This is a genomic window from Mesorhizobium sp. B2-1-3A (assembly GCF_006442655.1).
In the GTDB taxonomy this organism is placed as follows: Bacteria; Pseudomonadota; Alphaproteobacteria; order Rhizobiales; family Rhizobiaceae; genus Mesorhizobium.
In genome coordinates, this window is record NZ_VFWK01000002.1 from 307,675 (window position 1) to 331,341 (window position 23,667).

The 23,667-nt window shown below is 63.2% G+C and carries 22 protein-coding genes and 1 riboswitch; of the genes, 17 read left to right on the top strand and 5 right to left on the bottom strand.

Annotation, left to right across the window (positions count from 1 at the left end):
• Window positions 1–44 precede the first annotated feature (44 nt).
• The 5 genes from FJ977_RS08000 (at window position 45) to FJ977_RS08020 (ending at window position 5,522) form a co-directional block, all read left to right on the top strand.
• Window positions 45–1,634 (top strand): ABC transporter substrate-binding protein, encoded by a 1,590-nt coding sequence (locus FJ977_RS08000; protein WP_140770201.1) that lies wholly within the window; start codon window positions 45–47, stop codon window positions 1,632–1,634.
• A 97-nt stretch (window positions 1,635–1,731) separates the two neighbouring features.
• Entirely contained in the window at window positions 1,732–2,571 is an 840-nt protein-coding gene (locus FJ977_RS08005; RefSeq protein ID WP_140770203.1) for an alkaline phosphatase family protein, read from the top strand.
• Window positions 2,572–2,852: 281 nt separating this feature from the next.
• Entirely contained in the window at window positions 2,853–3,419 is a 567-nt protein-coding gene (locus FJ977_RS08010; protein WP_140770205.1) for a sigma-70 family RNA polymerase sigma factor, read from the top strand.
• Window positions 3,416–4,084 (top strand): anti-sigma factor, encoded by a 669-nt coding sequence (locus tag FJ977_RS08015; RefSeq protein ID WP_140770207.1) that lies wholly within the window; start codon window positions 3,416–3,418, stop codon window positions 4,082–4,084. The genes FJ977_RS08010 and FJ977_RS08015 overlap by 4 nt, the downstream gene beginning before the upstream one ends.
• Window positions 4,074–5,522 carry a S8 family serine peptidase gene (locus FJ977_RS08020; RefSeq protein WP_140770209.1) on the top strand — a complete coding sequence of 483 codons (1,449 nt, stop codon included), beginning with the start codon at window positions 4,074–4,076 and terminating at the stop codon, window positions 5,520–5,522. Before FJ977_RS08015 ends, FJ977_RS08020 begins: the two co-directional genes overlap by 11 nt.
• A gap of 95 nt (window positions 5,523–5,617) precedes the next feature.
• Here FJ977_RS08020 and FJ977_RS08025 read toward each other — a convergent pair whose 3' ends face one another.
• Window positions 5,618–6,964 (bottom strand): FAD-binding oxidoreductase, encoded by a 1,347-nt coding sequence (locus tag FJ977_RS08025; protein WP_140770211.1) that lies wholly within the window; start codon window positions 6,962–6,964, stop codon window positions 5,618–5,620.
• A 167-nt stretch (window positions 6,965–7,131) separates the two neighbouring features.
• A complete protein-coding gene (locus FJ977_RS08030; protein ID WP_140770213.1) occupies window positions 7,132–8,154 on the bottom strand; it encodes a substrate-binding domain-containing protein in 1,023 nt (340 codons plus the stop codon).
• A 363-nt stretch (window positions 8,155–8,517) separates the two neighbouring features.
• Between FJ977_RS08030 and FJ977_RS08035 the strand changes: the two genes are divergently transcribed.
• The 5 genes from FJ977_RS08035 to ugpC all read left to right on the top strand — a co-directional run bounded on the left by FJ977_RS08035 (window position 8,518) and on the right by ugpC (window position 15,052).
• Complete coding sequence (locus FJ977_RS08035; protein WP_140770215.1) at window positions 8,518–9,873, top strand: ABC transporter substrate-binding protein; 1,356 nt, start codon at window positions 8,518–8,520, stop codon at window positions 9,871–9,873.
• Window positions 9,874–10,069: 196 nt separating this feature from the next.
• Window positions 10,070–11,083, top strand: a complete 1,014-nt coding sequence (locus tag FJ977_RS08040) for a sugar ABC transporter permease (RefSeq protein ID WP_140770217.1) — start codon at window positions 10,070–10,072, stop codon at window positions 11,081–11,083.
• Window position 11,084: 1 nt separating this feature from the next.
• A complete protein-coding gene (locus tag FJ977_RS08045; RefSeq protein WP_140770219.1) occupies window positions 11,085–12,239 on the top strand; it encodes a carbohydrate ABC transporter permease in 1,155 nt (384 codons plus the stop codon).
• A gap of 4 nt (window positions 12,240–12,243) precedes the next feature.
• Window positions 12,244–13,908 carry an alpha-glucosidase family protein gene (locus tag FJ977_RS08050; RefSeq protein WP_140770220.1) on the top strand — a complete coding sequence of 555 codons (1,665 nt, stop codon included), beginning with the start codon at window positions 12,244–12,246 and terminating at the stop codon, window positions 13,906–13,908.
• Between the two features lie 31 nt (window positions 13,909–13,939).
• Window positions 13,940–15,052, top strand: coding sequence for a sn-glycerol-3-phosphate ABC transporter ATP-binding protein UgpC (gene ugpC, locus FJ977_RS08055; RefSeq protein WP_140770222.1), 1,113 nt, complete (start codon window positions 13,940–13,942; stop codon window positions 15,050–15,052).
• Window positions 15,053–15,129: 77 nt separating this feature from the next.
• Here ugpC and FJ977_RS08060 read toward each other — a convergent pair whose 3' ends face one another.
• The 3 genes from FJ977_RS08060 to FJ977_RS08070 all read right to left on the bottom strand — a co-directional run bounded on the left by FJ977_RS08060 (window position 15,130) and on the right by FJ977_RS08070 (window position 15,911).
• Complete coding sequence (locus tag FJ977_RS08060) at window positions 15,130–15,366, bottom strand: DUF680 domain-containing protein (RefSeq protein WP_140770224.1); 237 nt, start codon at window positions 15,364–15,366, stop codon at window positions 15,130–15,132.
• 68 nt (window positions 15,367–15,434) lie between these two features.
• Complete coding sequence (locus FJ977_RS08065) at window positions 15,435–15,638, bottom strand: DUF680 domain-containing protein (RefSeq protein ID WP_140770226.1); 204 nt, start codon at window positions 15,636–15,638, stop codon at window positions 15,435–15,437.
• A gap of 72 nt (window positions 15,639–15,710) precedes the next feature.
• Complete coding sequence (locus tag FJ977_RS08070; RefSeq protein ID WP_140770228.1) at window positions 15,711–15,911, bottom strand: DUF680 domain-containing protein; 201 nt, start codon at window positions 15,909–15,911, stop codon at window positions 15,711–15,713.
• A 494-nt stretch (window positions 15,912–16,405) separates the two neighbouring features.
• Window positions 16,406–16,607: riboswitch (cobalamin riboswitch) on the top strand.
• A 115-nt stretch (window positions 16,608–16,722) separates the two neighbouring features.
• Here FJ977_RS08070 and FJ977_RS08075 point away from each other — a divergent pair.
• From FJ977_RS08075 to FJ977_RS08105, 7 genes are read left to right on the top strand one after another with little or no spacing between them, the layout of a single operon-like run.
• A complete protein-coding gene (locus FJ977_RS08075) occupies window positions 16,723–17,970 on the top strand; it encodes an aromatic ring-hydroxylating dioxygenase subunit alpha (RefSeq protein ID WP_140770230.1) in 1,248 nt (415 codons plus the stop codon).
• 20 nt (window positions 17,971–17,990) lie between these two features.
• Window positions 17,991–19,091, top strand: a complete 1,101-nt coding sequence (locus tag FJ977_RS08080) for a hybrid-cluster NAD(P)-dependent oxidoreductase (RefSeq protein ID WP_140770232.1) — start codon at window positions 17,991–17,993, stop codon at window positions 19,089–19,091.
• Entirely contained in the window at window positions 19,088–19,666 is a 579-nt protein-coding gene (locus FJ977_RS08085; protein WP_246682859.1) for a PqqD family protein, read from the top strand. The genes FJ977_RS08080 and FJ977_RS08085 overlap by 4 nt, the downstream gene beginning before the upstream one ends.
• A 32-nt stretch (window positions 19,667–19,698) precedes the next feature.
• Window positions 19,699–20,748, top strand: a complete 1,050-nt coding sequence (locus FJ977_RS08090) for a serine kinase (protein WP_140770234.1) — start codon at window positions 19,699–19,701, stop codon at window positions 20,746–20,748.
• On the top strand, window positions 20,745–21,497 hold the full coding sequence (locus tag FJ977_RS08095) for a glycosyltransferase family A protein (RefSeq protein WP_140770236.1): 753 nt from the start codon (window positions 20,745–20,747) through the stop codon (window positions 21,495–21,497). The genes FJ977_RS08090 and FJ977_RS08095 overlap by 4 nt, the downstream gene beginning before the upstream one ends.
• Window position 21,498: 1 nt before the next feature.
• Window positions 21,499–22,176: a glycosyltransferase family A protein gene (locus FJ977_RS08100; protein ID WP_140770238.1), complete on the top strand. Its 678-nt coding sequence runs from the start codon at window positions 21,499–21,501 to the stop codon at window positions 22,174–22,176.
• The gene (locus FJ977_RS08105) at window positions 22,176–23,645 is read left to right on the top strand and encodes a nucleotidyltransferase family protein (protein WP_140770240.1); all 1,470 of its coding nucleotides are present in this window, start codon (window positions 22,176–22,178) and stop codon (window positions 23,643–23,645) included. The genes FJ977_RS08100 and FJ977_RS08105 overlap by 1 nt, the downstream gene beginning before the upstream one ends.
• The last annotated feature ends 22 nt before the right edge of the window (window positions 23,646–23,667 follow it).

Sequence of the window (23,667 nt, forward strand, 5' to 3'; positions counted from 1 at the left end):
ACGGGCGCCGCTGGTGTGACGTTATTTTCAACAAGGGGTAGGACATGAAGACTGAACTCGACCATCTCGCTGAGCTCGCCGGCCAGGGCCGGATATCACGTCGCGACTTCCTTGGCCGCACCGCGGCGCTGGGTGTGTCGGCGGCGCTGGCAACGACGCTGGCCGGGAAAGCCTTCGCACAGACGCCGGTCAAGGGTGGCATCCTCAAGGCCGGCCTGCAGGGCGGCGAATCGACCAACAGCCTCGATCCGGCGCTGAACCTCAGCCAGGTCACCTACAGCTTCGGCAAGCAGTGGGGCGAATATCTGGTCCGGCTGATGCCCGACAACAGCCTGACCAACATGATCGCGCAGGAGATCGGCGCTTCCAAGGACGCCAAGACCTGGACGATCAAGGTGCGTGACGGCATCGAGTTCCACAATGGCAAGACGGTGGCGGCGGAAGACATCGCCGCCACGATCGAGCGCCATGCCGACGAGAAGTCCAAATCCGGCGCGCTCGGCATCCTCAAGAACATCAAGGGCGTCAAGGCAAGCGGCAAGGAAGTCATCGTCACGCTCGGCGATGCGGACGCCGACTTCCCCTACCTCATGGCCGACTACCATCTCGTCATCCAGCCGAATGGCGGCAAGGACAATCCGAATGCCGGCATCAGCGCCGGCCCCTACAAGGTCACAGTCAACCAGCCCGGCGTGCGCCATGGCGGCGAGCGTTTCGCCAACTACTGGCAAGGCGACAAGCTGGGCCATGCCGACCAGATCGAGATCGTCGTCATCAATGACGCCACGGCGCGGCTGGCCGCGCTGCAGGGCGGCCAGGTGCACATGATCAACCGCGTCGAGCCAAAGGTCGTCGACCTGGTCAAGCGCATCCCGGGCGTCACCATCGAGAACGTGTCGGGCAAGGGCTACTATCCGTTCAACATGTTCTGCGACACGGCGCCGTTCGACAACAATGACCTTCGCATGGCGCTCAAGCTCGCCATGGACCGCGACGAATTGCTGGAAAAGATCCTGCGCGGCTACGGCTCGGTCGGCAATGACTTCCCGATCAACGAGGCCTACCCGCTGTTTTCCACTGACATCGAGCAGCGCAAGTTCGATCCGGAAAAGGCGGCGGCGCTCTATAAGAAGTCGGGCCACAGCGGCTCCATCCTGCTGCGCACCTCCGACGTCGCCTTCCCCGGCGCCGTTGACGCGGCCCAGCTTTACCAGCAGAGCGCCGCCAAGGCCGGCATCAAGATCGAGATCAAGCGCGAGCCGGGCGACGGCTACTGGTCGGAGGTCTGGAACAAGCAGCCCTTCTCGCTCTCCTACTGGGGTGGGCGCGCCACGCAGGACCAGATGTATTCCACCGGCTACGTTTCGACCGCCGACTGGAACGACACGCGCTTCAAGCGGCCGGAATTCGACAAGATGCTGTTTGCGGCGCGCGGCGAACTCGACCAGGCCAAGCGCAAGGCGATCTACCACGACATGGCGGTGCTGATGCGCGACGAGGGTGGCCTGATCGTGCCGTTCTTCAACCAATTCATCGATGCCGCCGCCACCAACAAGATCAGCGGCTTTGCCAAGAGCCCTATCGGCGAAATGATGGACGGCTACGCACTCGGCGAGTGCTGGCTCAACGCTTAGTCGAACCCTGCCTGTCTGATTCACGTGTAAGAACGCCGTGTGCCCGAAACGGCACACGGCGTTCCCGTTTCAACTGCTAGACATCATGGAGCTGCCCATGGCGCTCAAATCCAAGCTTCTGCTGATCATCCTCGATGGTGTTCCCTACAGGAACTGGCGCCGGCTGATGGGCAATCTCGAGGGCTGGGTGCAATCGGGCGAGGCACGGGTCTGGAAGATGCGTTCGGTGCTGCCGTCGACCTCGGCCTGCTGCTATGCCTCCATCCACACCGGCGTGTCGCCGCAGGTGCATGGCATTCTTTCCAACGAAAACCGCTTCCGGGTCGCGCAGCCAGACATCTTCTCGGAAGTCAGCAAGGCCGGCGGCAAGACAGGCGCGGTGACGCATTCCTACTGGTCCGAATTCTTCCGGTCCTATCCGTTCGACCTGGTCGAGGACATGGAATATGACGAGCCTGGTGGTCCGATCACGCATGGCCGGTTCCACACCATGACCGGCTACAATGCCCGTAACCAGATGACACCGAGCGACGTCGACCTGTTCGCGACGCTGACCATGCTGACGAAACGCCACGGCATCGACTACGGCATCCTGCACACATGCACGCTGGACTCGATGGGCCATCGCTTCGGCCACGACTGCCACGAGATGGACCATGCCGTCTATGCGATGGACGGCATGCTGGCAGCCTTCCTGCCGAGCTGGATCGAAGCAGGTTACGAGGTCATGGTCACCGCCGACCACGGCCAGACCGACCGTGGCCACCATGGCGGCCATGACGACGAAATGCAGGATTTCGCGCTGTATTATTTCGGTCCGGCGAAAGGCCCCGAGGGCGACACGCTGCTCGACCAGTTGCAGCTGGCGCCGACCGTGTTGAGCCGGCTCGGCGTGCCGGTGCCGGCGACGATGAAGGCGAAGACGTTTCTGGGGTGAGCGCAACTTTCCCTTCTCCCCTTGTGGGAGAAGGTGGCCTCGCGAAGCGAGGTCGGATGAGGCTGCTCCAGCCTGGCGACGACGGCACTCCGTCACCCACCCCTCATCCGTCTCGGCGCTGCGCGCCGATCCACCTTCCCCCACAAGGGGGGAAGGAAGAGGCGCCCCTACTGGCAACCTCCCCTTTCTTCGGTTAGCCTCCGCGAATTCCTTGGCGGAGGATGAACCTTTTTGGACCGATCAGCGACAGAGCAGGCAGGAGCCAGGCGGCTCGACCGGCCATGACGGCAGCGACGGATACCGATCGCGCGCTTGTCGACCGTGTCGCGAAGGGTGATCGTGCCGCCGTGCGGCTCCTGTTCATGCGTCACCACGCGCGGGTCTACCGCTTCGTGGCGCGCCAGACGGGATCGGAAATGATGGCTGACGATATCGCGAACGAAGTCTTCCTCGAATTGTGGCGCCAGGCGCCAGGTTTCGAGGGACGCTCCGAAGTCTCGACATGGCTGCTCGGCATCGCCCGGTTCAAGGCGCTGTCCCTGCTGCGCAAGAGGAAGGAAGACTGGATCGACGACGAGGCTGCCGCCGCGGTGCCCGACGGCGCCGACACGCCGGAGGTCGTCACGATGAAAGAGGACAAGGCCGCCGCCTTGCGCCGCTTTGTCGATGCCTTGCCCGAAGAGCACCGCACGGTGATCGACCTTGCCTATTATCACGGACAGTCGGTGACCGAGATCGGCGAGGTGCTCGGCATCCCGGTCGCGACCGTCAAGACCCGGATGTTCTACGCCCGCAAGAAACTCGGAGAGGCCCTCAAGGCCGCCGGTTACGACAGGGGGTGGCCATGAGCGCCGCTGAAAAAATGTCGCGCCGCGACGAAATGGAAACGCTGCTGCCGTTCTACCTGAACGGCTCGCTGGAAGGCTCGGAGTTGGAAGCCGTCGAAGAATGGCTGGCGACGGATCCGGCCGCAATGGCTGCCCTTGGCGAGGCCGAGGCCGAATTCTCCGGCATATCGGCCGCCAATGAGGCGATCCGTCCGCCGGCCGATGCGCTCAGCCGCTTCGCCAGGGCACTCGATGCCGAAGCGGGGCCGGCACGGGCACCGGGGGGCTCCTCCTGGCTGGCGCAGGCCTGGGGGCGGTTCATGGCGGTGCCGGCCGGTGTCGCCTGGGCCACGGCCGCGGTCCTGCTGGCACTGATCGCGGTGCAGTCGCTGGTGCAGCCCGGCGGCAAGGGCAAGGACTTCGAGATCGCCGGCGCCGAAGACGATCTGGCGAAAATGCCGTTCGCGCTGGTCAAGTTCAAGCCTGATGCGAAGATGTCCGATATTTCGGGCTTCCTCGGCAGCAGCGGGTTGAAGGTCATTGGCGGACCGACCGCCGATGGCGTGTTCCGGCTCGGCATTCCCGCGGCCAACGCAGCCGACTACACCAAGCAGCTCGGCCTTATTGCTGCCCAGCCGTTCACCGAGACTGTGATCGAGGGAAGGAAACCGGCTGATGGCGGCTGAGGCGGTCGTTCGATTTGCGGTGGTCCTTGCGGCGGCGATGACAATCGCCGCCGTGCCTGCATCGGCACAGACCAACGGCACTACTGGCGACCAGACGAAGATCGACTGCCGCAACGGCACCAATGCGGCAGGAGCCGACTGCGCCAAGGACAACGAAAAGGACGGTTCAGGGGCATCGCGGCCCGGCGCCGTCTTTCTTCCGGCCCTGATCGTCGACCTCTTTCCCAATCCCGCCGAAACTCCGGTCCCCGTGCCGACACCCGCACCGCGCCAGGATCCGGGCACGCCGCCGGCCGCCCCCGCCGATACGCAACCGGGAACCTCGGCCGGGGGCCCGATCGTCTCGCCCACCGATCTCATCGCCGTTCAGCCGCCGCGCGCGGTGATGGGCGATTTCGTGCCCGACGAGGTGCTGGTGACCGTCGACGGCGATGCCGGCGCCGTGCAGCAGATCGCCGCCTCTTTCGGCCTTCAGGTTCGTTCGCAGCGCCAGTCGCGGCTGCTCGGCACCACGCTGGTGCGTTTCGGCATTCCCGACGGCCGCCCTGTCGGTGTCGTACTGGCGCAGCTTGCCGCCGACGGCCGCACGCAGCGCCGCGAGCCCAACCACATCTACTCGCTGCAGCAGGCGGCCGGCATCGTCAACTATGCCTTCGACCGCATCGCGCTCGATGCCAAACAGGCCAGCGGCGAAAACGTTCGTGTTGCCGTCATCGACACCGGCATCGACGACACCAATCCGGCGCTGGCCGGCGTCATCGCCGGTCAGTTCGACGCCATGCCCGACGTGCCGATCGAAAAGCGCGACCATGGCACTTCGATCGACGGCCTGATCGCCGGCGTCGGCGCGCTGGAAGGCATGGCGCCGGGCGCCAGGATCTACCATGCCCGCGCCTTCGAAGGCGGCAAGTCGACCATGGACGTCATCCTGTCGGCACTCGACTGGGCGGCCGAGCAGAATGTCAGCATCATCAATATGAGCTTCGTCGGGCCGAAGAACGACCTGCTCGGCGCCGCCTGCCGCAATGCACGGGCGCTCGGCATGGTGCTGGTCGCCGCTGCCGGCAATAACGGGCCGAAGGCGCCCTATGGCTATCCGGCCGCCTTCGACGGCGTCATCGCGGTGACCGCGACCGACGCCAAGGACGCTCTGATGCCGCAGGCCAATCGCGGCGCCTACGTCTTCATTTCGGCGCCCGGCGTCGAGATGGTGGCGCCAAGCGGCGCCGGCTCGGACGTGGTCACCGGCACCTCGTTCGCCGCGGCGATCGTGAGCGGCGCCATCGCCAATCTCCTCCATGCCGCGCCGGGCCGCTCGGCCGACGACATCGAGAAAGCACTGGCGGCGACAGCGAAGGATCTCGGCCCCAAGGGGCGCGACAACGACTTCGGCTACGGACTACTGGACATCAAGGCGGCCGAAGCGGCGAGGCAATGAGCCTGGGCACCGACACCTGGCTATCCGCAACGGCCGCGATGAATGGACCACCGTCGCCCACCGGCATGGCGATGGACCATGCTTGGCGCGATCCGCTATAGAGATGGGCCCAATCGAACGGCGCTTCCATCATAGAAGCGCGACAGCCGGAAGCGGCTGAGATCATGCCCAGTCTCGTTTCCCTGTATCATGTCGGAAACGACGCGACCAATTCCTGGCCCGATACCAAACCCGTGACCACTCATGCCGGTGGCGACGAAAAGACCGCCGACCGCCTCCACGCGATCCACGACAGGAACGACATCGGGCATGGCGTCGATCATGCCTGCCCAGCCCGCCTTTAGGCGAAGCGTTTCGAACTGTGGAAAAAGGTGTTTGAAATTGCGTTCTATCGAACGGAGGCCGGAGCGTTCGGCGGCTGGGTTGAGCACCCGCATCCTTTCGAAGGGGCTGCGGGAATCCGGTGCCCAGTCGCGCGGCGTTGACCAGCTGTCGGGGTAGCCTGACGGAGCGAACGGAAAGTAACGTGTCCCGAACGGGTTGGCCATCAGGGCTGGAAGATACTTGGTGGCGTGCCGGAACGCGTCGGGCCCGACGTAAAGCAAATTGCTGCCTCCCGGGGCGAGCGTGTATCCGCCATCCTGTCTGCGCCTGAACGCGATGTGGTCGTCGGCCGCCGCACCGGAATAGATTTCGGGCAGGGGTTCCGTCGCGGCCACGGTTACCCTGACGCTGAGCTGAGGGACGGACACGCCGTGTCTTGCCAGGAGCAGGGATGACCAGGCGCCGCCCGCGACCAGGACGCTGGAGGTCTCGATGTACCCCGCCTCGGTCCACACGCCCTTGATCCTGCCCGCCGAGATTTCGAGGGTCCGCACGGCGCAATTCTCTACGATCCTGGCACCTTTTCGGGCGGCAAGCCGCGCAAGCGCGGGCACCGCCAACCAAGGCTCCGCACGCATGTCGGAGGGCGTCGTCATCGCACCCTTGAACCTGCGCGACATGCCCTTGATGAGTTTTGCGGTTTCGTCCGCGTCCAGGAGGCGAGTGTCGAGTTCATGGATCGCGGCGATCTTCATGAATTTTTCGAAGCCGGCCATTTTCTTGTCCGAGCTTGCCAGGTAGGTCACACCTGTCTGGTTCAGACCGATGTCTTCGCCGCATTCCTCAGCCAGCTGCCGCCATAGGCGAGACGCCTCGATAACAATCGGCAGTTCATCCGCGTCTCGCCCCTGCTTTCGAATCCAGCCCCAATTTCGGGAGGACTGCTCGGCCGCTACGCGTCCTTTTTCCAGCAGCGTCACCGGAATGTTGCGCTGCGCAAGGAAAAGAGCGGTCGTCACGCCAATGATACCGCCGCCCACAATGACCACCTCCGAAGTCTTCGGCGGCGGACCGGCATGTCGGATTGGATCCGCTTCGGAGAACGGGAATATGGGCAAGTGGCGCATCCTGGGAGGAATGATCGATGGCTCCGGCTTACTGGTTGCCACCCTCCAAAAGCCAAATCAAGAGCAGACGCAGGCGGACCGTTATCCCACGACACGGCAATCGATCGTCCGGCAAGGTCCGCAAGGGGCCGGCTCCGCAGGGTGATTGGGTCTGTCTCCTACGCCGGCGCACCGGCGACCGAGCCCCGCACCACCAGATCGACCGGCCAGACCTCGCCGCGGGCGCCTTCTTCCAGGCCCGATATCCGTGCCGCCAGCCGCTCGGCGACGCGCTCGCCGGCGAGACGGATGGATGAGCGCGTCGTCGATAACGGTACGGAAAAGTTTTCCGGCTTCAGCCAGGGGAAAACGTCGTCATGGGCGATCAGCGAGACATCGCCGGGAATAGTGAGGCCGAGGTCACGCACCGCGCGCACGACGCCCAGCGCCATGATCAGGCTTGAGCAAGCGATCGCCGTCGGCGCGTCGCTCGCCTCAAGCAATCGCCTGGTGGCGCGATAGCCGTTTTCTTCGGTCATGGCCACCGAGCAGACGTGGCGCTCGCCGAGGGTCAGTCCGCTCGCGGCGAGCGCCCGGCGCACGCCGCGTTCGCGATGGATGGCAAAGGTTTCGCGGTCGTCGCCATTGATCAGCGCCAGCCGCCGGTGGCCAAGCTGGACCAGCAACCGCGCCGCCTCGTGGAAGGCACCCTCATTATCGATGTCGAGATAGGGATAGTCGAAATCGAGGCCTTCGCTGCGGCCGTGGACCAGATAAGGGATGCCGAGCGTGCTGACCAGCGCCACCCGGCTGTCCTGCGGCCTTGGCGACGAGATGTAGACGGCATCGACCTGCCGGTTGGCGACGATGCGCCGGTAAGTGGTCTCCTGGTCGTCGGCATCGGCCGGCGACAGCACAAGATCAAGCTCATGCGAGCGGGCATAGTCGCCGAGGCCGGACAGGAATTCGACGAAATGCGGATCGATGTCGACGGCCGCACCCGTCGGCAGGACATAACCGATCATGCCGGACTTGCCGGTCGCCAGCCGGCGCGCGCTCGGATTGGGGCGGTAGCCATGGCGCTTGGCGGCGTCCATCACGCGCCTGCGCGTTTCCTCGTTGACCTCCGGGTAGCCATTCAGCGCCCGGCTTACCGTGGTCTGCGAAAGCGCCAGCATATGCGCGAGCTGCTTGAGGTTCACAACGGCCTCCATTCCCTCAAAGCGCTTTTAAATTGAATCGACCCAAGTGCCACAAGGCCGCCAGGGTATCGACACAACCATAAGCGGGGTCGGGATCGGTTTGAAACAGAAAATTGCTGTTGCGCTGCCAAAAAGCATGCTGCGGTGCACTTTTTGATGCCAGAATCGGCGAGATTAAATCGATTAGCTAACCGAACCTCTTGACTTCCGGTCGATTCAGTGGCGAGATCAGGAAAGCCAAAGCGCTTTGGAAGACTCTTCGAAAGGTTGCGGTTCCCTTGCGACTGAGTCACAGTCCTGCGGCGTCGGCGGGCGGAATGGAGGTTCCGTCCGGTGTGTGTGACCCACTGGGAGGGAATACCGATGAAGAAAATGCTTTTGCTGGGTGCTGCGTTTGCCACGCTCGCCCTGAACGCGCCCGCGCATGCCGAGCTGAAGTTCAAGCCGGGCGATGACAAGCGTTTCAACTGGGCAAATTACGAAGACCTGAAGAAAGTCGATCTCAAGGGCGAGACCCTGACCATCTTCGGGCCGTGGCGCGGCGAGGACGAGGCGCTTGCCCGTTCGGTGCTCGATTATTTCGCCGAAGCGACCGGCGCCGAGGTGAAGTACTCCTCTTCCGAGAACTATGAGCAGCAGATCGTCATCGACACCCAGGCCGGCAGTCCGCCAAACATCGCCATCCTGCCACAGCCGGGCCTGATCCAGGATCTTGCTTCCAAGGGCGTCCTGACCCCGCTGGGCGACGACGTCGCTGCCTGGATCAAGGAGAACTATGCCGCCGGCGACTCCTGGGCCAAGCTCGGCACGTATAATGGCAAGGACGGCAAGCCGGGCTTCTATGCCTTTCCCTACAAGATCGACGTGAAGGGGCTGGTCTGGTACTCGCCCGACAATTTCGACGAAGCCGGCTACAAGGTACCGAAGACGCAAGAGGAACTGGCCGAGCTCGAAAAGAAGATCATCGCCGACGGCGGCAAGCCCTGGTGCATCGGGCTTGGCTCGGGCGGTGCGACCGGATGGCCGGCGACCGACTGGGTCGAGGACATCATGCTCAGGACGCAACCGCCGGAAGTCTACGACAAGTGGGTCAAGAACGAGATCCCGTTCACCGATCCGGCGGTGGTCAACGCCATCGACATCTTCGGCAAGATCGCCACCGACGACAAGATGGTGGATGGCGGCGCCAAGGCAGTGGCGGCGACCGACTTCCGCGACAGCCCGAAGGGCCTCTTCACCGTGCCGCCTAAGTGCTACATGCACCATCAGGCATCGTTCATCCCCTCCTTCTTCCCGGAGGGCGTGAAGCTCGGCCAGGATGCGGATTTCTTCAACTATCCGCCTTACGCCTCCAAGCCGGAACTCGGCACGCCGCTGGAAGTGGCCGGAACATTGGTCATGATCACCAAGGATTCCAAGGCATCGCGCGAGTTCATCAAGTTCCTCGAAATGCCGCTCGCGCATGAATTGTGGATGGCGCAGAAGAGCTTCGTCACGCCCTTCAAGGGTGCCAACAAGGACGCCTATGGCAGCGATGCGCTGAAAAAGCAGGGCGAGATCCTGGTCGGAGCGACGACGGTTCGCTTCGACGGTTCCGACCTGATGCCCGGCAAGATCGGCGCCGGCTCATTCTGGACCGGCATGATCGATCTGGTCGGTGGCAAATCCGCCCAGGACGTGGCCGCCGACATCCAGAAGAGCTGGGACGCGATCAAATGACCAGCCCGGGCAAGTGACCAGCCCGGGTTCAGGTGCAATCCAGACTTTCCTGATCCTCATACCGAATCCGGGCCTCCGGCCCGGATTCACCGGCAGCACATGCCGGAAGCCTTTCGCGTTCGATTGTTCCGAATAACGAAATCGGTGCATCCAATCGCCAGCACTGCCTGGCCGATCATGCGCAGGGAGAGGGACCATGGCGGCTCAGATCTTCTCAGCCATATTTGTCATCATCATCGGCGTCGGCGGCTGTGTCGCTTATTTCTGGGGCGCCAACAAACTGCTCGACTTGACCTTCCCCTCGCGCGGAGTTTCCGGCACGGCCGCCGTGAACAATCTGCGCCGGCAGGGCCTGGTGCGGCCATGGCTGTTCGTCGGCCCGGCGCTGATCATTCTCACCATCTACCTGATCTACCCCGTGATCGCGACACTGTGGCTCTCCTTCCTCGACCGCGGCGGCGAGAACTTCGTCGGCTTCGCCAATTACGAGTGGGCGCTTCGCGATCAGGATCTGCGAAACTCGATCCTGAACAACATCCTGTGGCTGGCCGTGGTGCCCGCCGCCTGTACTTTCCTCGGACTGATCATTGCCGTGCTCACCGACAAGATCTGGTGGGGCACGATTGCCAAGAGCCTGATCTTCCTGCCGCTGGCCATCTCCTTCGTCGGCGCCAGCGTGATCTGGAAGTTCATTTACGAATATCGCGGCGAGGGCCAGGTGCAGATAGGCCTGCTCAACGCCATCATCCAGCATTTCGGCGGCCAGCCGCAGGTTTGGATATCGCTGCCGTTCTGGAACAATTTCTTCCTGATGATCATCCTGATCTGGATCCAGACCGGTTTTGCCATGGTCATCCTGTCCTCGGCGCTGCGCGGCATCCCGGAGGAGACGCTGGAAGCCGCCGTCATCGACGGCGCCAACCCGTTCCAGATCTTCTGGAAGATCATGGTGCCGCAGATCTGGGGCACGATCGCGGTTGTCTGGACCACCATCACCATCCTGGTGCTCAAGGTGTTCGACATCGTGCTGACCATGACCAACGGCCAATGGAACAGTCAGGTCCTGGCCAATCTGATGTTCGACTGGATGTTCCGCGGCGGTGGCGATTTCGGGCGTGGCGCGACAATCGCCATCATCATCATGATCGCGGTCATCCCGATCATGGTCTGGAACATCCGCCAGGCGAACAAAGAGACGGGAGGGCATTGAAATGGCCGTCGCGACCGGAAATTCCTTCGCCAGCCGTTTCGGCGTCCATATAGCAGTGCTGGTCTTCGTGACGATCTGGACCATTCCGACACTCGGCATCCTGGTCTCGTCGCTGCGCGACAAGGACCAGATCGTTGCCTCGGGCTGGTGGAATTCGTTCGCCAGTTCCAGCCAGACCGAGGCCGGGCGCCTGCCCCCCGCCTCGGCACAGACCCAGAAGGACGGCAAGTTCGTCCTCGAGGGCAACATTTTCGGCGACGGCGCCAGGCGCAGCATCAGTGCGTTCGGCGTCAAGGCGGCGTCACCGACACAGTATCCGGCCGGCACATCGGCAGACCTCGGCGACGGCGTGACCTTGCAGGTCAATGCCGATGGCAGCTTCGTCATGGCCTCGCCCAAGGCGTTCGAAGGCGATCGCGGCCAGCGCGTCTACTATGCCTCGTCGGCGCCGCCGAAATTCACCACCGACAACTACCAGACCGTGCTGTTTTCGGAAGGCATCGGCCGCTCGTTCATGAATTCGCTGACCGTCACCATCCCGGCGACCGTCATTCCGATCCTGATCGCCGCGTTTGCCGCCTACGCACTGGCCTGGATGCGTTTTCCTGGCCGTGCGCTGCTGATCGCGGTCATCATCGGCCTCCTGGTGGTGCCGCTGCAGATGTCCCTGATCCCGCTGTTGAAACTCTACAACGGCGTCGGCACTTTCTTCGGGGTGCCGTCGAAGACCTATCTCGGCATCTGGCTGGCGCATACCGGCTTCGGCCTGCCCTTCGCCATCTATCTGCTGCGCAGCTATATTGCCGGCCTGCCGCGCGAGATCATGGAATCGGCCCGCATCGACGGTGCCAGCGATTTCGAGATCTTCGTCAAGATCGTGCTGCCGCTGTCCTTCCCGGTGCTGGCCTCCTTCGCCATCTTCCAATTCCTGTGGGTATGGAACGATCTGCTGGTGGCGATGGTTTTCCTCGGTACGGCACCCGACCAGATCGTGTTGACAGCCAAGCTCAATGCGCTGCTCGGCTCTCGCGGCGGCAACTGGGAGATCCTGACGACATCGGCCTTCATCACCATCATCGTGCCGCTGATCGTGTTCTTCTCGCTGCAGCGCTATTTCGTGCGCGGGCTGCTTGCCGGCTCGGTGAAAGGAGGCTGAAACCATGCAATCCGCTTTGAAGGCCAGCTCGAAGCCTGACCTCGCCGTCGATCGCGACTGGTGGCGAGGGGCCGTGATCTACCAGATCTATCCGCGCAGCTACCAGGATTCGAACGGCGACGGGATCGGCGACCTCAAGGGCATTATCGGGCGGCTGCCCTATATCGCCGCGCTCGGCGCGGACGCCATCTGGATCTCGCCCTTCTTCAAATCGCCGATGAAGGATTTCGGCTACGACGTCTCGGACTATTGCGACGTCGACCCGATGTTCGGCACGCTGGCAGATTTCGATGCACTGACGGCGGAGGCGCATCGGCTGGGCCTCAAGGTGATGATCGACGAAGTGCTGTCGCACACCGCCGACAACCATCCCTGGTTCAAGGAAAGCCGGTCGAGCCGCGCCAATCCAAAGGCGGACTGGTATGTCTGGGCGGACGCCAGGCCGGACGGCACGCCACCCAACAACTGGCTTTCGATCTTCGGCGGATCGGCCTGGCAGTGGGACACCAGCCGCCAGCAATACTACATGCACAATTTCCTGGCCGAACAGCCCGACCTCAACTTCCACAACCGCGAAGTCCAGGACGCCCTGCTCGACGTCACCCGCTTCTGGCTGGAACGCGGCGTCGACGGCTTCCGCCTCGACACGATCAATTTCTACTTCCACAGCCAGGGCCTGGAAAACAATCCGCCGCTGCCGCCTGAAGAGCGCAACGACCAGACAGCGCCAGCGGTCAATCCCTACAACTACCAGGACCATCTTTACGACAAGAGCCGCCCGGAAAACCTCGGCTTCCTCGAACGCTTCCGCGCCCTGCTCGATGAATATCCGGCGACCGCCGCGGTCGGCGAAGTCGGCGATTCGCAGCGCGGGCTGGAAGTCGTGGCCGCCTATACCGCCGGCGGCAAGCGCGTGCACATGTGCTATTCCTTCGACTTCCTGGCGCCGGAAAAGATCAGCGCGGCCAAGGTCCGCTCGGTGCTGGAAGCCTTCGGCAAGGTCGCCAGCGACGGCTGGTCGTGCTGGGCGTTTTCCAACCATGACGTGATGCGCCCGGCCTCGCGCTGGGCTGCCGACGAGGCCGACCCGACCGCCTATCTCAAGGTCATCTCGGCATTGCTGATGTCGCTGCGCGGCTCGGTCTGCATCTATCAGGGCGAGGAGCTCGGGCTCGGCGAAGCCGAATTGCGCTTCGAGGATCTTCAAGATCCCTATGGCATCCGCTTCTGGCCGGAATTCAAGGGCCGCGACGGCTGCCGCACGCCCATGGTGTGGGATGGCAACGCCACGAATGGCGGCTTCTCCCAGGCAAAGCCGTGGCTGCCGGTGCCGGCAAAACATCTGGCGCAAGCGGTCAATGTCCAGCAGGGCGACCAGGCTTCGCTGCTCGAACACTACCGGCGCTTCCTCACCTTCCGCCGTGCCCATCCGGCGCTGGCCAAGGGCGATATCACTTTCATCGAAAGCGAGGGCGACACTGTCGCGTTCACGCGCCGGGCGGGCAATGAGCAAGTCGTCTGCGTCTTCAACCTCGGCGCCAAGCCGGCCAAGGTCGACCTAGGCGGACCATCACTGCAACCCTTGCCGGGACACGGGTTTTCCGGGCAGGCGAGCACCGGTTCGATCGAACTTGGTGGTTACGGCGCCTGGTTCGGGCGCATCGACTGAATCTTTTTGAGAGATCACTGGGAGGAAACCAATGGCCGATGTCAATCTGAGACAAGTGAAGAAGTCCTACGGCAATCTCAATATTCTCCACGGCATCGACCTCGATATCAAATCGGGCGAATTCATCGTCTTCGTCGGTCCGTCCGGCTGCGGCAAGTCGACCTTGCTGCGCTCGATCGCCGGGCTCGAGGAAATCACTTCGGGTGAGCTCAAGATCGACGGCGAGGTCGTCAACGACGTGCCGCCGTCGAAGCGCGGCATCGCCATGGTGTTCCAGTCCTATGCGCTCTATCCGCACATGACCGTCTACGACAACATGGCGTTCTCGATGAAGATCGGCAAGGAGAACAAGGCCGAGATCGACCGCCGCGTGCGCCAGGCGGCGGAAATCCTGCAGCTGACCAAATATCTCGACCGGCTGCCCAAGGCGATGTCGGGTGGCCAGCGCCAGCGCGTCGCCATCGGCCGCGCCATCGTGCGCAATCCGAAAGTGTTCCTGTTCGACGAGCCGCTGTCGAACCTTGACGCCGCACTGCGCGTCGCCACGCGCATCGAGATCGCCAAGCTCAAGGAATCGATGCCCAACACGACCATGATCTACGTCACCCACGACCAGGTCGAGGCGATGACGCTGGCCGATCGCATCGTCGTACTCAAGGATGGCCACATCGAGCAGGTCGGCACGCCGATGGATCTCTACAAGAAGCCCGGCAATCTGTTCGTCGCCCAGTTCATCGGCTCGCCGGCCATGAACATCCTGCCGGCGACGATCGACAAATCAGGCAGCCCGACCGTCGTCAGCCATGTCGGCGGGCGCAAGGCTACGGTGCCGATCACGACGCCGGCCTCGGCGAAGGGTGCGGCTGTAAGCTTCGGCGTGCGGCCGGAGGACCTGATCATCGCCACCGGCGCGGACTATCTGTTCGAGGGAACGGTCGATTACGTCGAGCAGCTCGGCGAGGTTCAACTGGTCTATGCCGACATCGGCCGCGCCGACCTGCCCCTGGTGACCAAGCTGCCGGGCAATGTCGAGGTCAAGCGCGGCTCGACGCTGCGGCTGACCGCCAATGCCGAGGACTTGCATATCTTCGACACGGACGGGCGGTCCTTCGCGCTGCATGAAGCGGAAGCAAAGGCCGCTTAAGAAGCCCGTCTTGACGGCAGAAACAAAAAGAGCGGCGGGCAAGGCCCGCCGCTCTCTTTTACGATCGACTTTGGCTGTTAGTGGCCGAAGAGGTTCCGGTCGGCGCCCTGGGGCGCGGACTTCTGCACATCGCCCGACGAATTGAGCAGCTTGTAGACGGGCGAATCGCCGTTGCGGATCGAAGCCGTGCGCGAGTTGTCGACAGAAGTCGCGGCAGGCTGGTTGGCGCCATTGGAGTTGAAGTTGTCACTTCCGGCGAAAGCGCTGCCCGAGAGAGCGAGAACGGCGGCGGCGGCGATGATGATCTTGTTCATTTCAAGTCTCCTGAATTTCAAGTTTCAACGGGACGGCAGGCAGGCCCGCCACCCCGGAGAATCGGCCGTTAGTGGCCGAAGAGGTTGCGGTCGGCACCCTGGACAGGTGTCTGGGCAGCCGGTTCCGACTTCTTGATCGAAGCGGTGTACGAGCTGTCGGTCGAAGTGACAGCGGGCTGGTTGGCGCCATTGGAGCCGTAGTTGTCGCTGCCGGCGAAGGCGCTGCCGGAGATAGCCAGAACGGCGGCGGCAGCAAGGATGATCTTCTTCATTTCAAGTCTCCTGAATTCTTCGAGTTCCGCCAAGGCGGCGAGCCAGGGCCACCGCCTGCTGGAAATCGACTGTTAGTTGTTGCCGAAGAGGTTGCGATCGGCACCCGTGACAGGCGCCTGAGCAGCCGGTTCCGACTTCTTGGTCGAAGCGGTGTACGAATTGTCGACGGCAGCAGTGGCTGCAGCGGCATTCGAACCATAGTGATCGCTACCAGCGAAGGCGCTGCCGGAAATGGCCAGAAGGGCGGCGGCAGTGAGAACAATCTTTTTCATTTTTGGTACTCCAGTATTTTCCCGTCCGTCTAGCGGCGTGTCTTGGGATTAAAATCGCGTCGTTCGGACAGCCCCGATGTGGGAAAGCCATGTGGCCGTTTCCAATCACGAAGTTGTTCCGTGTGGACCAAGAATCCACCACTTGAAATTGTACCAAGGCATTCCATTGCAAACATTTTTCTTTTTGATATCAATCGATTAGATAAAACCAGCAATACGATCACCTGATGTATCGAAGGCTCAGCGTTCACAGCGTGCTGTACGCACCGTCAACAGAAACGAACCGTTCGGTTCGATTTTAGAATCTGCTAATAGTCACTTTTCGAAACCGTTAACCCTTTTTGCTTCGGTTCCGGGACGATTTCGATAGCCGGCATCGTCGTCACCGAGACGCGTTTCGTGGCCGTTCTTCCTGACTCCATGGTTGCTGAAGCGTGTCGCGCCACATGGATGCGATGTCGCTTTCATGCCGATGTCGCATGCGCTGTCGTGATTAGATCATGGCCATCTCAGGTGCCGCTTCGTGACGACGGGGCGGAGAATTGGGAAGCCGGTCAAAGTCCGGCGCTGCCCCCGCAACGGTGGTGGAGTTCAAGTCGCAACGGGAGACCACTGGGCGGAAGCCTGGGAAGGTGTCGCGACCGTCCGAAAGGACACTCCAGAGCCCGGAAACCAGCCCGAGATTTTTGAACTCGACTGATCGCGGTGGGCGGTCAAGAGGTGGATAGTGCATGACCAGCGCTTCGCCGGGACTGCATCCGATCCTTCCTCCATCACCACCATAGTCAGTCCTTAAACACGAGGACAGGACATGGATGTGCGCAACGATATGCTGAGGCTCTTGAACAGCCGCAGAGAGGGTTTCTCGCTCGAGCAGCCTTTCTACACCGGCCCGGACTATTTCAAGCTCGACATGGAGCTGATCTGGTACCGCGACTGGCTTTTCATCGGCCATGATTGCGAATTGCCCAAGCCCGGCAGCTTCATCACCGTACAGATCGGCGACTACCCGGTCGTGCTGGTGCGCGATCAGCAGGGCAAGATCAACGCCTTCCACAATTCCTGCCGCCATCGCGGCAGCAGGGTCTGCAACACGGACAAGGGCACGGCCGCCAAACTGGTCTGTCCCTATCACCAGTGGACCTATGAGCTCGACGGTCGCCTCCTGTTTGCCCGCCAGATGGCCGATGGCTTCGACAAGAGCCAGTTCGGGCTGAAGCCGGTCGCTTGCGAAAGCGTCGCCGGCTACATCTTCATCTGCCTGGCGAAGGATCCAGCCGACTTCGCCCCGATGCGGGCGATGATCGAACCCTATCTCAAGCCGCACCGGCTCAGCGAGGCAAAGATCGCCTTCGAGAGCACCATCGTCGAAAAGGGCAATTGGAAGCTCGTCTGGGAAAACAACCGCGAGTGCTATCACTGCGCGGGCAATCACCCGGAGCTGTGCAAAACCTTCCCGGAAGCACCGACCGTGACCGGAGTGCAAGGCGCCGACAGCGATCCGGAGATGCTGGCGCACTGGGCCAAATGCGAAGCGGCCGGCCTGCCGAGCAAGTTCCGCATCGACCCGGCGGGGCAATACCGCGCCACGCGGGCGCCGCTGCTGCGCGATGCGGTCAGCTACACGATGAACGGCAAGCGGGCGGTGAAGAAGAACCTCTCCGACAGCGTCTCGGCCGACCGTATCGGCACATTGATGCACTATCACTACCCGACGACCTGGAATCATATCCTCATCGACCATGCCGTCACCTTCCGCGTGCTGCCGATCAGCGCCACCGAAACCGCCGTGACGACCAAATGGCTGGTGCACAAGGATGCGATCGAGGGCGTCGACTACGATCTTGCCGAGCTCACCCATGTGTGGACCGAGACCAACGATCAGGACCGCCGCATAGTCGAGGAAAATGCCCTCGGCATCCTGTCGCCGGCCTATGAGCCCGGCCCCTATTCGGAGCTTCACGAGGGCGGCGTGATCCAGTTCGTCGACTGGTACGCCCGCTTCATCGGTCCGCGCCTTGCCGAAGGCGGCCGGCCGGCGTTGCGCAGCGTCGCCTGAGAGGTTGAGGGATGAATGCGATGACCGACCTTGGCCTCTATCGCCATCTCGATCAGATGGCCCCCTGGAACGACAGGCTGCAGGTGCTGGAAGTGATCGGCGTCAGCGACGAGGCGCCTGACGTCAAGACCTTCACTTTCCGATCCGACAACCAGACCTGGTTCCGCTACAAGCCGGGCCAGTTCGTGACGCTGGAGCTGCCTGCGCCGGACGGGCCGCTGATGCGCACCTATACGCTGTCCTCCTCGCCGTCGCGGCCCTTCTCGATCGCGGTCACGGTGAAGGCGCAGGCCGGCAGCATCGGCACGCGCTGGATGTTCGATCACCTGACACCCGGTTCGCACGTCAAGGCCTATGGGCCGAGCGGCGACTTTTCACTGCACAGCCATCCGGCGGCCAAATACCTGTTCATCTCGGCCGGTTCCGGCGTGACGCCGATGATGTCGATGCTGCGCTGGCTGAACGACTGCGCGCCATGGACCGATGTCGGCTTCGTCAATTGCGCGCGTCGCGCCGAAGAGATCATTTTCCGCAAGGAGCTCGAACTGCTCGGCAGTCATATGCCGGGCCTGTCGCTGGGCTTCATGATCGAGGAGCGGTCAAGCCGCGAGGGCTGGTATGGCCATATGGGGCGCATCGACGCCATCCGGCTGCCATTGCTGGCGCCCGATTTCCGTGAACGCGAAATCTTCTGCTGTGGTCCGGACCCTTTCATGCGCGCCGTGCGCGGCATGCTGGAAGCCGCCGGTTTCGACATGACGAAATACCACCAGGAAAGCTTTGCCGCACCTGCGGTGGAGGAAATCCCGGCGCCGTTCGCAACGCCGCCGCAGGATGGCGTGGCCGTTCCCGTCGAGGCCGCAACGCCGATCCGCTTCGCGCTTTCGGACGTCGACGCCGAATGCGTCGCCGGCCAGACCGTGCTGCAGACAGCGCGTGCCTCCGGCGTGCGGATACCCGCGGCGTGCGAATTCGGCCTGTGCGGGACCTGCAAGGTGAAGAAAGTCTTCGGTGCCGTCGAGATGAGCCACAATGGCGGCATCCTCGACCACGAGATCGACGACGGCTTCATCCTCGCCTGCTGCTCGAAGCCGCTATCGGCGCTCGAAATCGAGGCGTGATCCGCACGGGCCTCGATTGGCCCCCAGAAATGTCGGCGCCCTGCCGGCGCCGGTTGCCTTGCCAAGAAAGAACCGAGCGTTTACAGGCGTTGTCAGTGGAAGCGATCCCGCTGGCGGGCGGGAATTGTGAAGCGGGGGCAACAATGACGCATGATTGCGACACCTATGCGGTTGCGAGTAGGGACATCGTCTTCGAATCCTTCGATGGCGAGGCCGTCGTGCTCAACCTTGCGAATGGCAAGTATTTCGGCTTCTCCGATTCCGGCAGCAGGGTTTGGCAGGCGCTCTCGTCCGGGGTCAACGCCCAAGCCCTGATCGGGCTGACCGCCGGTGGCTCGACACTGGGCGCGGCGGAACTCGAACACTTCATCTCGCAACTGCTCGAAATGGGGTTGCTGGTGCGTTCAGATCAGGTTGCACAAGCGCTGCCGGGCGAGCTATCGGCCGAGCTTGCCGCCACGAACGAACCGCTCAATGTGAGCATTCACGACGACCTCGCCGACCTGATCATCGTGGATCCCATCCACGAGGTCGAGGAACCCCTCGGCTGGCCGGCGGTCAAGCAGGCATCCTGAAGAGCGGCTGCGTCCGGGATAGAGGGCGCTGGATGCCGCGCGTCACGCTCGAAACCTTGCCGGATTACGCACGGTATCTCATCACCGCCGCGGAAGGAGCCGCTGCACATTATCCGGCCCCGCTGACGGTCCGCCTGCCCCGGCTGCAACTGACCGCGCATGTCGCTCCCGGCGTGCTTGCGGATGCGCTCGGCCACGCCTTTGTCGAGGCAGCGGATGACCAGACGGAGCCGTCGGCATGCCGTATCTTCACCGTTCATCCCGGCATCGACGGCATCCCCGAGCCGGCACGCTGGGGCGACGCGCATTTCACCGAATACGGCTTTGCCGAACGGCTCGCCGGGGACGGGCTGCGCGGCCACTATTTTCACGATCTGGATTTCTGGCAGGTCTACGATCCTGAGCGCCGCATTGGCGTGCAACTGATGGCGTCGGCCGATGCCTTCCCACCCTGGGAGCCGACAGCGCCGCTGCGGGCCTTCCTGCATTGGGAATATGCGGCGCGCGGCATGCGGCTGACCCATGCCGGCACGCTCGGTGCCAATGGCAAGGGCGTGCTGCTTGCCGGCGCGGGGGGCGCCGGCAAATCCGGCACCGTCGCCGCCGGCCTGCTCAACGGGCTCGACAGCGTCGGCGATGACTATGTGCTGATCGATCTCGCCGGTGGCGTAACCGCGCGGCCTCTGTTTTCGACGCTGAAGCAGGATGCGCGCGGTTTCGCGCGGCTGGGCCTGAAGCAGCGGCTGGGGGTCGAGAGCCCCTTGAACTGGCAAGGCAAGCACACTTTTCACATTGTCGACATAGCGCCCCGGCCGGTACCCCCGGCGCTGGACATCGTTGCGCTGGTGGTGCCACATATCGGCGGTGGCGAGGCGAGTTCGATCGTGCCGGTGCCGCGGCGAGACGCCATGATAGCGCTGGCGCCGTCGGGCATCATGCAGATGCCGGGGGAACGCGAAAGCGGCTTTCGTTTCTTCGGCGATCTCACCCGCCTGCTGCCAAGCTACCGTCTGTCCTTGGGAACGCATCCCGAGGAGATCGCCGGCACCATTGCAGATTTTCTAACGCGAGTTGCTTCGTGAAGTTGAGCGTGATCATGCCTGTCTACAACCGCGAACGTTATGTCGTTTCGGCATTGCGCTCGCTGGTGCGCCAGCGCGACGCCGCCGATCTCGACATCATCGTCATCGATGACGGCTCGACCGACGGCTCGGCGGAGGCCGTGCGCTCGATGATGGGCGAGAACCCCTGCATCCGCCTGTTCCGGCAAGAGAACATGGGCGTGACCAGAACCCGCAACATCGGCCTCAAACTGCTCAAACCGGAAACGGAGCTCGTGTCGTTCCTCGATTCGGACGATGTCTCGCCGGTCGGACGATTCAAGGCCGATATTGCGTTCTTTCAAGCCGACCCCGATCTCGAGCTTACCTATTCCCTCATGATGCTGGTCGACGGCATCGACGACGACAGGCTGGAACCCGAGCCAGGCAGCCATTTCATGACCGTGAGGGGAATTCATCTGTCATCGGGCATTTTCTCGCGCAAGCTCGTCGATCGGATCGGCGGCTTCGACGAGGCCTTCCACCAGGCGGAGGACACCGACTATCTGCTGCGGACCTTTGAAAGTGGACCCAGATTCGTCACGCCGGATACCGTGGCGCTTTATTACAGACGTCACCCCGGCAATATGACGAAACAGGCCGACACATCCCTTCGGGAATTCATGCGGGCCATCCACAAATCGATGCGACGGCGCAAGGCCGACCCCTCCTTGCGCGGCGTCGAAGGCATCTTCGATGTCAAGGAACTCGCCAATTGGCGGTTCATGTAACATGCGGAACTACGGCGTCGTCATACCGGCCTTCAACGCAAGCGGCACGATCGCCGAGACGCTGCTCTCGGTCGCGGCGCAGACGGTGCTGCCTGAACTGGTGGTGATCGTCGACGATGGTTCGACCGACGATCTCGCTTCTGCGATCAGCGGAACGGAGTTGCCGGTGCGCCTGTTGCGCCAGGCAAATGCCGGGCCCGGCAGCGCCACGACCAGGGGCATCGCGGCGCTGTCGACGCCGCTCATCGCGACGCTCGATGCGGACGACCTCTGGCTGCCGGACAAGATCGAGAGGCAGCTCGCGCATCTGGAGAGATTTCCCACGACATCGGGGGTTTTCTGTCACTGGCGGAATTTCCGCAACGACCGGCCCGACGTGCCCGAGGCCGAGGCGGTGCCCGGCTGGTCGCGTACCACCATGATGATCCGCCGTGAGGTCGCCGAGACGATTGGGCCGATCGTCGATCCGCCGGGCGGCCGTGGCGAAATGATCGACTGGATCGCCCGGGTGCGCGAAGCGGGCCTTGCCCTCGACATGCTGGACGAGGTGCTGGCACGGCGCCGCATCCGGCCTGGCAGTCTGTCCTACGGGCGCGATCCGGCACGCGATCGCGGCTATCTCCAGGTCGCGCGGCTCGCCATGCTGCGGCGGGCGCGAAACAAGGCCGGCTCGGGCTGATGGCTGATATCCGCCGTATCGAGCGACGCTTCCCGGACTATGGCTGGTCATGGCCTACTGGTGGGCTCGATCAATTGCTCAAGGCAGCGCTCCTTGCCGACGAGGACGCCGCTGCCGCCTGCGCAGCACGCTGGCTGGACGAGAACGATATAGATCTCGTCTCGTTCCGCGAGCACCGGCTGCTGGCCGCGATCTCCGACAGGTTCGGCAGGAAGCTCGCCGGTCATTCCGCTTATCCGCGCCTCGTCGGCCTGCAGAAGATGCTTTGGACCAAATCGCGCATGGCCATGCGTGAGGCCGAGCCGGCGCTGAAGGCGATGGCGGATGCGGGATGCCAGGTGATGCTGATCAAGGGCGCCAGCCGCATTGCCTTGAACGCATCGGCACAGCGCGGCAGGGTGGCGCACGACATCGACATATTGGTGCGGCCGCAGGACATGCAGACGGCCTTCGACGTGCTGCGCGATGGCGACTGGCAGATCGCCACCGGCGTCAGCCCGCAATATCTGCGGACAAGACTGGCGTCGCTGCGCTCGATGAATTTCTTCAAGGGCAATCTCGGCGACATCGACCTGCACCAGCTCGCCTATGACGGCTCGCAACGGAGCGAGGAAGATGACCTGGCCATCTGGCAACGGGCCGATAGCGCCGAATTCAGCGGGGTCGGCGTGCTGGTGCCGTCGCCGGCCGACCGCATCGCGCTTGCCATCGCGCATGGCGGCCTCGACGCCCACACCCACAGCGACTGGCTGGTCGATTGCGCGGTGGCCATTCGCGGCGGCGACGTCGACTGGGACGTGTTCCTCGATGTTGTCGCCAGGCGCGGCCTTGCCGTTGCAGCGGCGGTGGCGCTCTCCTATCTGACGCTTGAAACAGGCGTGACGACGCCGGACCGGGTGCTGGCGGGTGTGCTTGACATGGCCGACCGCTCCGGCCTCTCGCGCTGGTCGGCCGTGCTGCAGGCCAAGCCGCGGACCGATTTCGGCAGGCTGGTTTGGCTGTCGCGCGGCCTTGCCAAGCAGTTGCGGCTGAGGCGCAAGAGCGGCAGGCTGCGCCAGGAGCCGCCAGCCAAGGCCTGGCGCGGCAAGCCAGCCCGCAGCGAGCCGTCGGAAACGGCGCCGCCGTCGGTCTTCTCACAGACCATACCTTGCCCGCGAACGGTGGGCGAGATGATGCTGGACATCATGGTCAGGGTCAGCGTTCCACCGGTCCGCCGCCGCATCGAATTGGAGATCAATGCCGACGACCACCATGTTGCGCGCCTGCGCGCCATGGCCATCAGCCGGTCGGGGAGGGAACGGGTGCTGCATTTTCGCGGCAAGGTGACGCTTGATGGCGAAAGGCATGCCCTGACGCTGGAAGCGCGGCCATCGCGGCAATTCCGCCAATGGGACGACGCGGCGACCGTCGCCGCTTATGGCGCACTGCCCTTCCACCTGATCTCGGCGACGTTCTCGCCAATTGGCTGAAATGGAAGTCGGAACGAGTGGT

Bases quoted from the DNA above. Each gene is read 5' to 3' on its own strand.
- FJ977_RS08000 (WP_140770201.1), top strand. From the start codon at position 45: ATGAAGACTGAACTCGACCATCTCGCTGAGCTCGCCGGCCAGGGCCGG.
- FJ977_RS08005 (WP_140770203.1), top strand. From the start codon at position 1,732: ATGGCGCTCAAATCCAAGCTTCTGCTGATCATCCTCGATGGTGTTCCC.
- FJ977_RS08010 (WP_140770205.1), top strand. From the start codon at position 2,853: ATGACGGCAGCGACGGATACCGATCGCGCGCTTGTCGACCGTGTCGCG.
- FJ977_RS08015 (WP_140770207.1), top strand. From the start codon at position 3,416: ATGAGCGCCGCTGAAAAAATGTCGCGCCGCGACGAAATGGAAACGCTG.
- FJ977_RS08020 (WP_140770209.1), top strand. From the start codon at position 4,074: ATGGCGGCTGAGGCGGTCGTTCGATTTGCGGTGGTCCTTGCGGCGGCG.
- FJ977_RS08035 (WP_140770215.1), top strand. From the start codon at position 8,518: ATGAAGAAAATGCTTTTGCTGGGTGCTGCGTTTGCCACGCTCGCCCTG.
- FJ977_RS08040 (WP_140770217.1), top strand. From the start codon at position 10,070: ATGGCGGCTCAGATCTTCTCAGCCATATTTGTCATCATCATCGGCGTC.
- FJ977_RS08045 (WP_140770219.1), top strand. From the start codon at position 11,085: ATGGCCGTCGCGACCGGAAATTCCTTCGCCAGCCGTTTCGGCGTCCAT.
- FJ977_RS08050 (WP_140770220.1), top strand. From the start codon at position 12,244: ATGCAATCCGCTTTGAAGGCCAGCTCGAAGCCTGACCTCGCCGTCGAT.
- ugpC (WP_140770222.1), top strand. From the start codon at position 13,940: ATGGCCGATGTCAATCTGAGACAAGTGAAGAAGTCCTACGGCAATCTC.
- FJ977_RS08060 (WP_140770224.1), bottom strand. From the start codon at position 15,366: ATGAACAAGATCATCATCGCCGCCGCCGCCGTTCTCGCTCTCTCGGGC.
- FJ977_RS08065 (WP_140770226.1), bottom strand. From the start codon at position 15,638: ATGAAGAAGATCATCCTTGCTGCCGCCGCCGTTCTGGCTATCTCCGGC.
- FJ977_RS08070 (WP_140770228.1), bottom strand. From the start codon at position 15,911: ATGAAAAAGATTGTTCTCACTGCCGCCGCCCTTCTGGCCATTTCCGGC.
- FJ977_RS08075 (WP_140770230.1), top strand. From the start codon at position 16,723: ATGGATGTGCGCAACGATATGCTGAGGCTCTTGAACAGCCGCAGAGAG.
- FJ977_RS08080 (WP_140770232.1), top strand. From the start codon at position 17,991: ATGACCGACCTTGGCCTCTATCGCCATCTCGATCAGATGGCCCCCTGG.
- FJ977_RS08090 (WP_140770234.1), top strand. From the start codon at position 19,699: ATGCCGCGCGTCACGCTCGAAACCTTGCCGGATTACGCACGGTATCTC.
- FJ977_RS08100 (WP_140770238.1), top strand. From the start codon at position 21,499: ATGCGGAACTACGGCGTCGTCATACCGGCCTTCAACGCAAGCGGCACG.
- FJ977_RS08105 (WP_140770240.1), top strand. From the start codon at position 22,176: ATGGCTGATATCCGCCGTATCGAGCGACGCTTCCCGGACTATGGCTGG.